The organism is Arthrobacter alpinus (genome assembly GCF_900105965.1).
GTDB classification, from domain to species: domain Bacteria; phylum Actinomycetota; class Actinomycetes; order Actinomycetales; family Micrococcaceae; genus Specibacter; species Specibacter alpinus.
In genome coordinates, this window is record NZ_FNTV01000001.1 from 1,748,248 (window position 1) to 1,761,693 (window position 13,446).

Genomic DNA, 13,446 nt, shown 5'->3' on the forward strand with positions numbered 1-13,446 from the left:
CTTTTTTGGTGCAATCAACCCCCTGAACCGTGCGAGAGGAAGTGCAGAAGGTCCATGCTTTCAGTTGTATGCATCGGAGAGACGATGGCCATGCTGACTCCCACCCACCAGGTCCCCCTGGCTGTGGCAACGGAGCTGTTCTATGGAGTTGGTGGCGCCGAATCCAATGTGGCCATGGGACTGGCCGCCATGGGCGTTGAATCCCACTGGGTTGGCCGCGTTGGTCACGACGGATTTGGCACACGCATTCTCAATGACCTCACGTCCCACGACGTAGGTGTCACCGGGGTTGAGGTGGACAGCAGCCGCGCTACCGGCCTGTATGTGAAGATTCCCGCGTCCGCGAACTCAGACTCTGGGGAAAGCTCAGTCCTGTACTACCGCCAAGGCTCGGCAGCTTCGGCCATGGGACCGGAACTACTACAGAACCCCGCCACGGCTGCCCTCCTGGCCCAGGCCGGCCTGATCCACCTCAGTGGCATCACGGCCGCGCTCTCCCCCAGTTGCCGTCGCATGCTGGCCGCTATTCTCTCCGCTCCCCGCAACGGACGGCTCATCTCCTTTGACGTGAACTGGCGCGAAGCACTGTGGGCTCAGGAGGACAAGGGCATCCTGCGCACCCTGGCCAACCAGTCCGACGTCGTGCTGGTTGGTGCCGATGAAGCCATTCCCGCCTTTGGCACCAATGATGAGGCCGAACTGCGGGCACTATTGCCAGACCCGTCGGTGATTGTGGTCAAGAATGCGCACACCTCGGCCATCGCCTTGATGCGCGACGGTACCCGCGTTGAAGTCCCCTCCCTTAGCGTTTCCGTGCTGGAACCGGTAGGCGCTGGCGACGCATTCGCCGCCGGGTACCTCAGCGGCATGCTGTTTGGCTTGGACCAGCGTTCCTCGTTGCGACGTGGGCACTTGAGCGCGGCAGCAACCCTGACTGTGCCCGGCGACCGCGGCCCGTTGCCGATGCCCGAGGTCTTGAACCAAATCCTGTCTTGTTCCGAGGAAGACTGGGCCGCAACTCACGTTGCCCCGGGCCGGATTGATTCACCGGTTCTGCTAAGGAGCCTTACATGAGCCAGAGCCTTGTGCGCGCTTTGGAGCTATTGGCGAAGCTTGCCGAGCAGCCGGCTACCCTCGATGAGCTGGCATCCACCTCCGACGTCCACAAGACCACCGTGATGCGCCTCCTGCACTCATTGGAGGCCGAGCATTTTCTGGTCCGCAATGCCGCAGGCCAGTTTCAGCTTGGCCGCAAGCTCTTTGAGCTGTCCTCCCGGGCATTGGAGCAGAGAGACCTGCGGGCGGTTGCCCGCCCGCACCTGATCCGGCTGAACGATGCGACCGGCCACACCGTGCATTTGGCACAACTTGAAGGCGCCGAGGTTGTGTACATCGACAAGTTTGAGTCCCATCACCCGGTCCGAATGTATTCCCGGATCGGCCTGACAGCGTCGCTGTATTCCGCAGCCGTGGCGAAGGTGATCCTGGCGGACATGCCGCGAACACGGCAGGAACAGATCGCCGTCGGGCTGGACTACGTCAAGATGACGGAGACCACGCTCACCTCTCCGGAGGCGTTGTTGGCCGAACTGGTGGCGGTCCGAGAACAGGGTTGGGCGCACGACAAATCTGAGCATGAATCGTTTGTGCATTGCATTGCCGCACCGATCCGCGACGCGTCCTCACGTGTTGTGGGGGCGGCGTCGTTCTCCGTTCCAGTGGTGATGCTGGGCTATGAAGATTTACTGAAGCTACTCCCCGTACTAATACAAGGAACCGAGGCCATCTCAAAAGACTTGGGCTGGGTTTCCAATGAAAGGAACACTCGATGAGTGAGAAAACAATCGTATTGACCGAAAACGCTCCGGCTCCGGCCCACGTCTTTTCGCAGGGCGTCAAGAAGGGTGGCCTGTTCCAGGTCTCCGGCCAGGGCCCCATGGATCCCACGGTCAATGAGTACATTGGCGCCGGCGACGTCCGCGTGCAGACCCGCCGCACGCTCGAGAACGTCAAGGCCATTCTGGAAGCCGGCGGCTCCAGCGTTGAGGACGTCATCATGTTCCGCGTGTACCTGACCACGCGCGATGACTTCCCCGCCATGAACGAGGTTTACGGCGACTTCATCAAGGAGAACGTCCCCAGCGGCGCACTCCCCTCCCGCACCACGGTCTTCGTTGACCTGCCGCACGAGGTCATGCTTGTTGAAATCGATGCTTTGGCAGTGACGGCATAACTGAGCCCACTAGCAACCCGCAGCAACCCGCGAGGATCATTCCCTACGCTGGTTGCTGCGGGTTGGCTGTTTAAGAACGACGGCGGTGCACGGCTTAGTCCGCCGTGACCAGCGGGTCTGTGCCCGCCGAGGTGACGCCCACAGCTGATTCGACGGGTAGGCCGTTGCGGGCCCAGTACTCGATGCCGCCGATCATCTCCTTCACCGGATAGCCCAGTTCGGCGAAAGCCAGAGCGGCAAAGGTGCTGCCGTTACAGCCGGGTCCCCAGGAGTACACCACAACGGGTGTCCCCGCAGGAATCAGCACAGGTGCCTGGACCGGGATCAGCGAGGTAGGCAGGTGCAGGGCCCCTGGTACGTGGCCATGATCCCAGGAGGCGTGCCGCCTGGTGTCTACGAGGACAAACGTTTCCAAGGGCAGTCCGTCGTGGACTTCCATGACGTCGATTTCAAATTCCAGTTTGTTGCGAAAGTACTCCGTGGCGTTGCTCATGTATCCAGCCTAGAGTGCTGAAGCGACTGCAGTTAACCGTGCGTGAAGGGCCTAGCCGAGGGCCCGGGGGTGGGCCGCGGCGTACACTTCCCTGAGGGTATCTGCGGTAACAAGTGTGTACACCTGTGTGGTGGTCACCGAGGCATGACCCAGCAGTTCCTGAACAACGCGAACGTCTGCACCGCCTTCCAACAGGTGCGTCGCGAATGAGTGGCGCAAGGTATGCGGGGAAACCTCGACCTCCACTTTGGCATGTTCGGCGACGGTTTTTAGGATGGTCCAGACGCTTTGTCTGCTGATTCGGCCACCGCGGGCGTTCAGAAACAGTGCTGGCGTTCCAGCTCCTTTGGCCACAAGCGCCGGACGGCCCCGTACCAGGTAGGCGTCAAGTGCCCGTAGCGCGTATGAACCGATGGGGACAATCCGTTCTTTGGAGCCCTTTCCGAACAATCGCACCAGCGACGGTCCGTCAACTGTGGCGTCCGGCAGGACCAGATCGTCCACGTCAAGACCAACGGCTTCGCTGATGCGGGCCCCCGTGGAGTAGAGGAATTCCAGCATGGCGGCGTCACGCAGGCCAGCTGGCGAATCGTTGCCGGCAGCCTCGAGAATACGCGACACATCGTGGACGCTGATGGCCTTGGGGAGGCGGCGGCCGGCTTGGGGTGGGTGGACGTCGGCGGCCGGGTCCGCGTCGCTGACGCCTTCCAAAGCCCAAAATTTGTGCAGCCCCCGGACGGCAACAATGGTGCGGGCCATGGAACGCAGGCCGAGCACGGAACCACCATCGGCGCCGTCGGACAGGGCCTGGGCAAAGTTGCTGACGTGGGCGCGGGTGACGCCGCCGGGCGTGGTGACATGGGCCGCCACAAGGAATTTCTCGTAGCGAATGAGATCTCGCCGGTAGGCCTGCAACGTGTTGGCTGCCAGCCCGCGTTCCACACCCATGTGCAGCAAATAGTCCGCAATAGCTCTCCCCAGGGCGGTGGAGGGCAGAGGGGTGGGTGACCCGGCAACGGAAGAGACTGCGGCGGTCACCGCTGGCGGTTGGCCGGGTGTTCAGGCCAGGCGGTGTTGCCGGGGCGCAGCTCGGCGAAGTTGCTGCGGGAGGCTTGGGCTGCTGCCAAAATGCCAACGACGGCGGACGGGTTGTGAATGCGTCCGGCCAAAACCGCTGCGGCTGCCTCGTCGAGGTCGACCCAGGCAAACTGAATCTCGGCTTCCTCCTCGGTGCGGACATGACGCTGGTCTTCCGGAACCAAGGAGATCTGGCGGGCCAAATAAATTCGGATGGCTTCACTGGACGAACCCGGAGAATTGAAGAAGTCCGTCAAAACATGCCATTGAGCGGCCACGAGATCGGCTTCCTCAGCCAATTCGCGGGCGGCTCCTACAACAAAGTCTTCGCCTTCAATGTCCAGCAGGCCGGCGGGAATTTCCCACAGGTTCATTTGGACAGGGTGGCGGTACTGGCGCAGCAGGAGTACCTGATTTTGCTCATTGAGCACAACCACCGCCACTGCCCCGGGATGGTCAATGTAATCCCGGGTCAGTGGCGTGGAGCCGTTGGTGAGCGAAAAAGTGTCTGAGACGACGTCCCAGATGCGGCCTTGGTACACCGTGGACTGCGAATGCAAAATCCGGTAGCTTTCCTCATCGGCAATCACGGCCGATGAATGAGCAATTTCGGATCCCTGTCCGGGATGCGGTGCGCCAAGGCCAGCCACTTAGACCTCCAGCAGGCGGGTTGCGTTCTGGCGTGCCAAGGCGGCAGCAACCAGTCCGGCAAAGAGCGGGTGCGGCCGGGTGGGGCGCGAGCTCAATTCCGGGTGTGCCTGAGTGGACACGTAGTACGGGTGAACGCTGGCCGGCAGCTCAACGAACTCAACAAGCTTTCCGTCAGGTGAGGTTCCCGAGAACACCAGTCCCGCGGCGGCGATCTGATCGCGGTACTTGTTGTTCACCTCGTAACGGTGGCGGTGACGTTCGGAAACATCCGTGGTGCCGTAGGTCTTGGCTATAACCGAGCCCTCGGTAAGAACGGCCGGGTACAGGCCAAGACGCATGGTTCCGCCAAGGTCGCCCTTGCCGTCAACGATGTCCTGCTGCTCTTCCATCGTGGCGATGACAGGGTAGGTGGGGTTGTCGTCGAACTCCGAGGAGGAGGCGCCTTCCAAACCAACCACGTTGCGTGCGTATTCGATGACCATGGTCTGCAGGCCAAGGCACAGGCCAAGCGTGGGGATCTGGTTTTCGCGGGCGTACTTCAAGGCGCCGAGTTTTCCTTCGAGCCCACGAATGCCGAACCCGCCAGGAACACAGATGGCGTCAACGTCGGCCAATGACTTCTTGGCACCAGCTTCGGTGGCACACTCGTCCGAGGGAACCCAACGGATCTTGACCCGTGCAGCATTGGCGAAACCGCCCGCTCGCAAAGCCTCGGTAACCGAGAGGTAGGCATCGGGCAGGTCGATGTACTTGCCAACGAGAGCAATTTCAACGTGGTGAGCCGGGTTGTGAACAACCTCGAGAAGCTTGTCCCACTTGGTCCAGTCAACGTCCTTGAAGGACAGACCCAGTGCACGCACGATGTAGGAGTCCAGGCCCTGGGCATGCAGGGTCTTGGGGATGTCGTAGATGCTCGGTGCATCGGGGCAACCGATGACAGCTTCAACATCAACGTCGCAGGCACGGCCGATCTTGGCCATCATGGCCTCGGGAAGAACCCTGTCCGAACGCAGGATGATGGCGTCGGGCTGAATGCCCAAGGAGCGCAGCGCAGCAACAGAGTGCTGGGTGGGCTTGGTCTTCAGTTCCTGGGACGGGCCAATGTAGGGAACCAGTGAAACGTGAGCGAAGAACACGTTGTTGCGGCCCACGTCTTGGCGCACCTGGCGTGCGGACTCCATGAAGGGCTGGGATTCGATGTCACCTACGGTGCCACCGATCTCGGTGATGATGACGTCGGGTGCGTTCTCGCCCTCGGCGGGCAGACGCATACGGCGCTTGATTTCATCGGTGATGTGCGGGATGACCTGCACAGTGTCACCCAAGTATTCGCCGCGGCGTTCCTTGGCGATAACCGTGGAGTAAACCTGGCCGGTTGTTACGTTGGCGGAGCCTTCCAAGTTTTCGTCGAGGAAGCGCTCGTAGTGGCCAATGTCCAGGTCGGTTTCGGCGCCATCGTCAGTGACGAAGACTTCACCGTGCTGGAAGGGATTCATTGTGCCTGGATCCACGTTGAGATAGGGATCAAGCTTTTGCATTGTGACCGAGAGTCCGCGTGCACGCAGCAGGTGACCGAGGCTGGAAGCCGTCAGACCCTTACCGAGCGAGGACGCGACACCGCCGGTGACGAAGATGTGTTTGGTCGTCTTGGACTGACCACTGAACCGGGAATTTGATCGTTGCACCACGGAATTCGAGCCTATCATCTAATGAGCCAATAAACGTTGCTGCTCGGTACTTAATTTATGACTGAGACCAACAACAAACTACCGCTGCGGACGCACCGCCTGGGCCAGCAATTCCTTGGCGTGAGCCTGTGCTGTCGCCGAATCTTCCTGTCCTGCCAGCATTCTGGCCAGTTCTACGACGCGTTCCTCGTAGCTCAAAAGCCGCACATTGCTGGTGGTTATTCCTGTTGAGTTTTTACTCACAGAACTCTTGGTCACAAGGATGTGCTGGTCCGCAAAGGCGGCAACCTGCGGCAGGTGCGTGACCACCAGAACCTGCACGTGTTCGGCGAGCATGGCCAAGCGCCGCCCGATTTCCACGGCTGCCTTGCCGCCCACACCCGAGTCAACTTCATCGAAAACAAAGGTGGGGACGGGGTCCACTGCCGCCAGGACCACTTCCAGCGCAAGCATCACGCGTGAGAGCTCGCCGCCGGAGGCACCCTTGCCCAACGGGCGCGGTGAGGCCCCAGCATGAGGCGCCAGCAGGAAGGCGATCTCGTCCTCGCCGTGGATGCTGCGCTCTGCAGTGTTGATGTCAATGACCAGCTTGGCGTCCGGCATGGCCAGGGCCTTTAGTTCAGCACTGACGGCCTTCGAGAGCTTGTCCGCGGCTTTCTTGCGCAGAGAGGTAACCTCGGCAGCCAACACCCCCAACTCGGCCAGGGCGGCCACTTCCTCGGCCTCGAGCGATTCGATCCGCCCGGAATCATCACTCAACTCGTTCAGGCGCACCCGGGCCGTGTCAGCCCACTCGATGACCTCATCGATACTGGGGGCATACTTGCGCACCAGCACGGCCAGCTCTCCGCGGCGATCTTCAACCTCGGCCAACCGCCCGGGACCGTCGGAGTCCAGGGAGGTTGCGTAACTGGCCAGGTCTCTGGCGATATCGGCCAGAAGAAAGCCCACCTCGGAGAGGCGTTTGGTGGTCTGCGTCAACTCTTCATCGGCGTCCGCAACACTTTCCACCAACCGTTTTGCTGTGTCAACAAGGCCGGCGGCGTCCACACCGTCACCGTAGTCGGCGGCGCTTAGTGCCTCATGTGCACCCAAGGTTGCCTTGCGCAGTTCCTCAACGTTTCCCAGCTTGACGGCTTGGGCTTTGAGGAGCTCATCCTCGGACGGCAGTGGATCAACTGCGTCAATCTCGGCTAGCGCCGTGGTCAGCGAATCAGCCTCCCGCAACCGTTCCCGGCTTTCCGATCGCAACTGGGCAAGTTCAGCCTGCACGGTCCGCCAACGCTCAAAAACGCCGCGGTAGCTGGCAAGTTTCGCGGAAAAGCCCTTATTGGCCTCGGCCGCGAACTTGTCCAGGGCGGCACGCTGGGCGGAAGGATTCTTGAGCCGGATTTGGTCCGATTGCCCGTGCACAGCAACCAGGGCCTCCCCCAGCTCATTGAGGACTCCGATGGGAGCGCTGCGTCCGCCCACATGGGCCCGACTGCGGCCATCGGCGTTGACGGTGCGGGCCAGAATAAGCTGCGCTCCGCCGTCGAACTCATCAATATCCGCGCCGGCCTCCACGGCTCTCAAGAGAGCCGTGTGGCCTTTCGGCAGTGTCAGCGTTGCCTCCGCTGACGCGCTCTTGGCACCGTTGCGAACGGACCCGGCGTCTGCCCGGTTACCCAGCAAAAGTCCGACGGCGGTGACCACCATGGTCTTGCCGGCGCCGGTTTCGCCGCTGACGACACTCAGGCCAGGGCCCAGCGGAAGCGTGGATTCGGAGATAACACCCAAATCCCGGATGCGGATTTCTTCGATCATTAGCGCTCCTCCCCATAGAAGGCGGTGGTGCCGGAGTACGTGGTCTCTTGCGGCGGGATGGTTAGATCGGGCACGGGTGGAACGGGCCCTGCGGGAGGTCCCTCAAGTGCGGTCTTGGGTTTGGGCGTCTTGATGATGGGCAGCTGGGTGGTTGGCGTCGGAGACACCTCTTCCGCCGGTCCCCGCCAGCCTTGCACGGGGAGCTCAAATTTTCGCACCAACCGTTCGGAGAACGGTGACTGCTGCGTCCTGGCCAAATTAACCGGCTTGCTCGAGCGAGTCACCTCAATCCGAGACCCTGGCAACAGGTCAACCGTGCGCCGTCCGTCGCACCAAATCACTCCGGAGGCGCCATTGCGGCTGAGAACCTCCACAGCCAAGGTCGAGGATGGTGAGACCACCAACGGCTTGGCAAAAAGGGCGTGCGCGCTGATGGGGACCATGAGCAAAGCCTCAACACCGGGCCACACCACGGGGCCACCAGCAGAAAAGGCATAAGCAGTGGAGCCTGTGGGGGTGGCCATGACAACGCCATCGCAGCCGAAGGAGGTCAGGGGTCGGCCATCGACTTCGGTAACAACCTCGATCATGCGTTCGCGGTTGCCTTTTTCCAGGGCAACTTCATTCAAGGCCCAGGTGTGCGCCACTACCTTGCCGGCAACTTTCACCACCACATCCAGGCACATGCGTTCCTCAACCGAGTACTTGCGCTGGACCACGGCCGCGACCGTTTGGATGAGCTCTTCGCGTTCGCTTTCAGCCAAGAAGCCTACGTGGCCCAGGTTCACGCCCAGCAGCGGAACATCATATTCGCGAACAATTTCGGCGGCTCGCAGAATGGTGCCATCACCACCAAGGACCATGACAAGCTCAATGTCAGCCAGCGTGACATCCCGGCCAAGGATCTCCATTTTGACGCCGGAGACACCCAAGTAACCTGTCATATCAGCCAATTCCTCGGCGTACATGACGGGGACAATATTGTTTGCATGAAGCTCAACGCACGCCTCGAGGGCTGCAAGCATCGATTCTTCACGACCTGTGTGGGCCAGAATCAAGACGCGCCGTGTCATGTGCTGTTTCCTCATCATGTTGATTGCGAACCTGCCGGAAGCTGATCCACCGCTAGCAGGACATCATGGCAAGAGCGCCTCATGCAAGCTTATGGCCAGAGCTGGGCCAAGAGCTTATCCACCGCACCGTCATCTTCTTCCATGCTGCCTTGCCCTTTGATCTTATGCGCAGGCTCTGACACGACACGCGTGGCGAGCAGGAAATACTCCACGTTTCCCTCCTGGCCAGGCAGGGAGCTGGTCCCAATTCCGTCCAAGGAGAGGCCGTTGGCAACGGCTGATTGCGCCACCAGGGCGACGGCCCGGCGTCGTTCATTCTCGCTACTGACAACTCCGGTCCGGGCCAAATTGTCCTTGCCTACCTCAAATTGCGGTTTGACCATGAGCAGCAGTTCACCGCCTGGCTTGGTGGCAAGAGTCAACGGGGCCATGACCTTGGTCAGGGAAATAAAGGAAAGGTCGCAGACGGTGAGGTCGGCGAGAGCGCCCACATCGCCGGGCTGCATATAACGGATGTTGAGGCCCTCGTGGACTTCTACCCGCGGATCGTGCCGCAGGGAATCCACCAATTGGTCGTGTCCCACGTCGACGGCGGCAACGCTGACCGCTCCCCTGCGCAGCAATACGTCGGTGAATCCGCCTGTTGAGGCGCCGGCGTCGAGGCAGCGTTTTCCTGCCACGGTAATCTGGGAAAAGTGGTCAAGTGCGCCGGCAAGTTTGTGCCCGGCGCGCGAGACGTAGTCCTCTTCGTGTCCGGGAAGCACCTCGAGAACACTGTCGGCATCCACGGGGAGGGCGGACTTGGTGGTGGGGTTGCCTGCAACTGTGACGCGGCCGGCCTTGATGAAGGTTGCCGCGACCGTGCGTGAACGTGCCAGCCCTCGGTTGACGAGTTCCTGATCAAGACGGGTCATGATGCGGCTCCGCTCAGGTGCGTTTGGGGGTCAGTGTTGAGCTCCTGTTCGAGCCCAGCAAGGACGGAAGAATAGAATGCTTTATGCTCATCGGCCGGCAATTGAGCCGTCTGAGCAGCCATCGCGATCAAGGCATCAACGCCCTGATCGCCCGTAGGCAGGGACTTTTCAGTTCCTGCCCCGGGCTCCCGTGGAACGGTCATGGCAGCTCTGTGTGCCAGCTGATGACCGGATTGGTCTCGGTTGAGGACTCGGGCACAAAGGCCCACCAGGCGGCACAGGCGGCCCGCCATGAATCAACATCCTCCGGACTCCCGGCGATATGCATGGTTGTCTCCCCCGATTCGGCAACCTCAACGGTCGCGGCAGCGTCACCACAGGTGACCTCCGCGCCGTCGTGCACTATCGAGGGGTACGGCTGGTAAAGGTCCGGCAGCGTGGGGATGATGAATCCCGGGCGCTGGGCCGTGCAGGCACGCAAGGCCGTTGCACCGGAATCCACGCCGGTCAATACCAAAGCGGTTGCCATCCCGGCGTTGTTGCCACCGAGAATGTCCGTGTCCAGCCGGTCGCCGACCACCAGCGCGGCCGTGGCCCCGAGGCGGTTGGCGGCAGTATGGAATAGCGGCGCCTCCGGCTTGCCCGCCACCAAGGGATCATGGGCGACGGCGGCACGCACCACCGCGACAAGGCTCCCGTTTCCGGGGGCGATCCCGCGTTCACGGGGAATCGTCATGTCAGTGTTGGTGGCAATCCAGAGAGCCCCGGCGTTGATGGCGTACGAGGCCTCGGCCAAATCGGCCCAGCCCAGCGTCGGTTCGAAACCCTGAATGACTACCTCCGGGGCGTCAAGGGCGCTTTCAACAACCTTCATGCCCAAGGCCTGAACTTCTTGAGCCAGCGCGGCACTACCGGTGACAAGCACCTTCGTGCCCTGAGGGAACTTCTGTGCCAACAGGGCAGCACCTGCCTGGGCAGAGCTGACAACTTGATCGTCGTCAGCAGGGGCACCCAGTTCACGCAGGTGAGCTGCGACCTGCGCTGGCGTGCGTGAGGCATTATTCGTCACGTACGCCAGCTTCACGTTGACTCCTTCAAGGGCGTTCAACGCTTCGATCGCACCCGGTATGGCGTGGGGGCCGGCGTAAACTACACCATCCAGATCAGCCAGTACCGCGTCAAAATCAGTCAGCAACGTTTTAGTTGTCACTGTGATTGTGCTGGTCAGAATCCTCGTCTTCCGAGGCGGCGGACTCTTCTTCTTCGGCGCTGTCCGAATCGGACTCTGCGTCATCTGATTCAAAGTAGGAGGACTCGACGTCGTCCACGTTTGTCTCGTCCTCTTCCTGAGTATCGCCCAAGGTGAGTTCGGCAGCTGCGGCGATGTCGGCGTCGTTCATCACGGGCGCAACAGGTGCGGCCATGACGTCGGAAACGCGAACACGCGGGGCATCCAAGGGGATGTCGTCATCGTCACCGAGATCCATGATGATCTGGTCGGTGCCCTCATCGATGCCCAAGGCTTCCTCGGCCACCAATGCCTGGTGCTCCCAGGTCTTGGCTTCATCCTTGCGGCCCGCAGCGCGCAGAACCATGCCGTAAGCACGGAACAGTCGCGGGCTGAAGGAGAAAGCGCGGTTGATGTCCAACTGCGGAATCTCGAGTGCGGACAGGGCCGCATCCATCTCGCCCAGGTCGCCACGGGCGCCTGATTCAACAATGGCCAGTTCAACCTTGCCAGCGGTGTCCAATGTTGCGGCATCCTCAGACTTGATCAGATCAAGTGCGCGGTCCGGACGGCCAAGGCCGCGTTCGCAATCGGCCATGAGCGGCAGGTGCGCGTTGGAACCACTGATGCGGCGGTAGGTGCGGAGTTCGCGAAGTGCTTCACCGTACTTGCCGGCGGCGTAAGCCGTCATGGCAACAGCTTCACGAACACAGGCCAGACGGCCACCGCGACGGCTTGCGGCCAGCGCATGCTCGAAGGCAACTTCCGGAACGAAATCGATCAAGCGGCCGGCCATGACCAGGTGCTTGGAAACCCACTCGTTGTTGCGCTCATCCAAAATACGCAGCTGGGCGCGGGTTACCTTGTCCAGTTCCTGACCAGTTACATCGGGATCGATTTCCGGCGAACGCTCACGGTCGGGGCGGTTGGAGCTGCGCAGGTCGGCAGCGTTGCGCTCCGGAGCCGTGCGGGGACCCGTGCTGGAGCCACGGTCATCGCGGCCGCGGGCCGGGCGGTCGTTGCTGCGTGCGGGACGAGCGTCACGGTCTCCGAATGAACGGGCACCTTGGGCGCCGCGGTCATCGCGTGAACCGTAGGAAGGACGATCGCCCGACGGGCGGTCGTTGCTGCGTGCCGGACGGTCACCGTATGACGGGCGGTCGCCTGACGGACGACCACCCTGTGCACCGCGGTCGTCGCGGTTGCCATACGGACGGTCGTTGCTACGTGCCGGACGGTCACCGTATGACGGGCGGTCGCCTGACGGACGACCACCCTGTGCACCGCGGTCGTCGCGGTTGCCATACGGACGGTCGTTGCTACGTGCCGGACGGTCACCGTATGACGGGCGGTCGTTGCTGCGTGCCGGACGGTCACCGTATGAGGGTCGGTCGCCTGAAGGACGGCCACCCTGGCCACCGCGGTCGTCGCGGTTGCCATAGGGGCGGTCGTTGCTGCGTGCGGGACGGTCACCGTATGAGGGTCGGTCGTTGCTGCGTGCGGGACGGTCGCCGTATGAAGGGCGGTCGCCTGAAGGACGACCACCCTGTGCGCCACGGTCGTCGCGGTTGCCATAGGGGCGGTCGTTGCTGCGTGCCGGACGGTCGCCGTATGAAGGACGGTCGTTGCTGCGTGCCGGACGGTCGCCGTATGAGGGTCGGTCGTTGCTGCGTGCCGGACGGTCGCCGTATGAGGGTCGGTCGCCTGAAGGACGGCCACCCTGGCCACCGCGGTCGTCGCGGTTGCCATAGGGGCGGTCGTTGCTGCGTGCCGGACGGTCGCCTGAAGGACGGCCACCCTGGCCACCGCGGTCATCACGTGAACCGTAGGAAGGACGGTCTCCCGAAGGGCGACCACCCTGGCCACCGCGGTTGTCGCGGTCGCCAAAGGGCTTGCGATCTTCACGGCGTCCATTGACCATGGGACGGTCTGCGCTGCGGTTATTGCGGTCACCGAAAGCGGGACGGTCACCACCGGAGCGGGCCGGCCGATCGTCGCGGTTGCCGTAAGCGGGACGGTCACCTGACGGGCGGCCACCCTGGCCACCGCGGTTGTCGCGGTCGCCAAAGGAGCGGGCGGGTCGATCAGAGTAGGGACGCGCCGTCTGGCGGTCGTTAGTGGGAGGACGTTCGGTGTAAGGACGGTCGTTGCCACCCTTGTTGTCGCGTCCGCGAGAATTATCCTCGCGCTTTCCTTCGTAATGCTCAGCCATGCCGACTCCTAAACCTTCGAGCGCACTAACTGGCACAGTAACAGCCGCTCTTCACTATTGATGTTCTTCGA

Annotated in this window: 13 protein-coding genes; 3 read left to right on the top strand and 10 right to left on the bottom strand. The window is 62.0% G+C overall.

Features of this window, described 5'->3' with window-relative positions:
- The first annotated feature begins 54 nt into the window (after positions 1 to 54).
- Genes BLV41_RS08210 through BLV41_RS08220 form a run of 3 tightly spaced genes read left to right on the top strand, consistent with a single transcriptional unit; the run spans position 55 to position 2,233 of the window.
- Positions 55 to 1,074: a sugar kinase gene (locus BLV41_RS08210; RefSeq protein ID WP_074711302.1), complete on the top strand. Its 1,020-nt coding sequence runs from the start codon at positions 55 to 57 to the stop codon at positions 1,072 to 1,074.
- Positions 1,071 to 1,832 (top strand): IclR family transcriptional regulator, encoded by a 762-nt coding sequence (locus BLV41_RS08215; protein ID WP_074711303.1) that lies wholly within the window; start codon positions 1,071 to 1,073, stop codon positions 1,830 to 1,832. The genes BLV41_RS08210 and BLV41_RS08215 overlap by 4 nt, the downstream gene beginning before the upstream one ends.
- Complete coding sequence (locus tag BLV41_RS08220; protein ID WP_044571890.1) at positions 1,829 to 2,233, top strand: RidA family protein; 405 nt, start codon at positions 1,829 to 1,831, stop codon at positions 2,231 to 2,233. The genes BLV41_RS08215 and BLV41_RS08220 overlap by 4 nt, the downstream gene beginning before the upstream one ends.
- A 94-nt stretch (positions 2,234 to 2,327) precedes the next feature.
- Here BLV41_RS08220 and BLV41_RS08225 read toward each other — a convergent pair whose 3' ends face one another.
- The 10 genes from BLV41_RS08225 to BLV41_RS22465 form a co-directional block, all read right to left on the bottom strand.
- Entirely contained in the window at positions 2,328 to 2,726 is a 399-nt protein-coding gene (locus tag BLV41_RS08225) for a rhodanese-like domain-containing protein (RefSeq protein WP_074711304.1), read from the bottom strand.
- A gap of 51 nt (positions 2,727 to 2,777) precedes the next feature.
- Complete coding sequence (locus BLV41_RS08230) at positions 2,778 to 3,674, bottom strand: site-specific tyrosine recombinase XerD (RefSeq protein ID WP_139244441.1); 897 nt, start codon at positions 3,672 to 3,674, stop codon at positions 2,778 to 2,780.
- A gap of 86 nt (positions 3,675 to 3,760) precedes the next feature.
- Complete coding sequence (locus BLV41_RS08235; protein ID WP_074711306.1) at positions 3,761 to 4,453, bottom strand: NUDIX domain-containing protein; 693 nt, start codon at positions 4,451 to 4,453, stop codon at positions 3,761 to 3,763.
- Positions 4,454 to 6,160, bottom strand: coding sequence for a CTP synthase (locus BLV41_RS08240; protein WP_044571880.1), 1,707 nt, complete (start codon positions 6,158 to 6,160; stop codon positions 4,454 to 4,456). It lies immediately after the preceding gene.
- Positions 6,161 to 6,220: 60 nt separating this feature from the next.
- Positions 6,221 to 7,948, bottom strand: a complete 1,728-nt coding sequence (gene recN, locus BLV41_RS08245) for a DNA repair protein RecN (RefSeq protein WP_074711307.1) — start codon at positions 7,946 to 7,948, stop codon at positions 6,221 to 6,223.
- Positions 7,948 to 9,021 carry an NAD kinase gene (locus tag BLV41_RS08250; protein WP_083360667.1) on the bottom strand — a complete coding sequence of 358 codons (1,074 nt, stop codon included), beginning with the start codon at positions 9,019 to 9,021 and terminating at the stop codon, positions 7,948 to 7,950. The genes recN and BLV41_RS08250 overlap by 1 nt, the downstream gene beginning before the upstream one ends.
- Positions 9,022 to 9,110: 89 nt before the next feature.
- Positions 9,111 to 9,935: a TlyA family RNA methyltransferase gene (locus BLV41_RS08255; RefSeq protein ID WP_044571876.1), complete on the bottom strand. Its 825-nt coding sequence runs from the start codon at positions 9,933 to 9,935 to the stop codon at positions 9,111 to 9,113.
- Positions 9,932 to 10,138, bottom strand: coding sequence for a hypothetical protein (locus tag BLV41_RS08260; RefSeq protein WP_074711308.1), 207 nt, complete (start codon positions 10,136 to 10,138; stop codon positions 9,932 to 9,934). The genes BLV41_RS08255 and BLV41_RS08260 overlap by 4 nt, the downstream gene beginning before the upstream one ends.
- Complete coding sequence (locus tag BLV41_RS08265) at positions 10,135 to 11,145, bottom strand: HAD-IIA family hydrolase (RefSeq protein ID WP_074711309.1); 1,011 nt, start codon at positions 11,143 to 11,145, stop codon at positions 10,135 to 10,137. Before BLV41_RS08265 ends, BLV41_RS08260 begins: the two co-directional genes overlap by 4 nt.
- Positions 11,135 to 13,375 carry a hypothetical protein gene (locus BLV41_RS22465; protein WP_074711310.1) on the bottom strand — a complete coding sequence of 747 codons (2,241 nt, stop codon included), beginning with the start codon at positions 13,373 to 13,375 and terminating at the stop codon, positions 11,135 to 11,137. Before BLV41_RS22465 ends, BLV41_RS08265 begins: the two co-directional genes overlap by 11 nt.
- Positions 13,376 to 13,446 lie beyond the last annotated feature (71 nt).

Bases quoted from the DNA above. Each gene is read 5' to 3' on its own strand.
- BLV41_RS08210 (WP_074711302.1), top strand. From the start codon at position 55: ATGCTTTCAGTTGTATGCATCGGAGAGACGATGGCCATGCTGACTCCC.
- BLV41_RS08215 (WP_074711303.1), top strand. From the start codon at position 1,071: ATGAGCCAGAGCCTTGTGCGCGCTTTGGAGCTATTGGCGAAGCTTGCC.
- BLV41_RS08220 (WP_044571890.1), top strand. From the start codon at position 1,829: ATGAGTGAGAAAACAATCGTATTGACCGAAAACGCTCCGGCTCCGGCC.
- BLV41_RS08225 (WP_074711304.1), bottom strand. From the start codon at position 2,726: ATGAGCAACGCCACGGAGTACTTTCGCAACAAACTGGAATTTGAAATC.
- BLV41_RS08230 (WP_139244441.1), bottom strand. From the start codon at position 3,674: ATGGGTGTGGAACGCGGGCTGGCAGCCAACACGTTGCAGGCCTACCGG.
- BLV41_RS08240 (WP_044571880.1), bottom strand. From the start codon at position 6,160: ATGATAGGCTCGAATTCCGTGGTGCAACGATCAAATTCCCGGTTCAGT.
- recN (WP_074711307.1), bottom strand. From the start codon at position 7,948: ATGATCGAAGAAATCCGCATCCGGGATTTGGGTGTTATCTCCGAATCC.
- BLV41_RS08250 (WP_083360667.1), bottom strand. From the start codon at position 9,021: ATGACACGGCGCGTCTTGATTCTGGCCCACACAGGTCGTGAAGAATCG.
- BLV41_RS08255 (WP_044571876.1), bottom strand. From the start codon at position 9,935: ATGACCCGTCTTGATCAGGAACTCGTCAACCGAGGGCTGGCACGTTCA.
- BLV41_RS08260 (WP_074711308.1), bottom strand. From the start codon at position 10,138: ATGACCGTTCCACGGGAGCCCGGGGCAGGAACTGAAAAGTCCCTGCCT.
- BLV41_RS22465 (WP_074711310.1), bottom strand. From the start codon at position 13,375: ATGGCTGAGCATTACGAAGGAAAGCGCGAGGATAATTCTCGCGGACGC.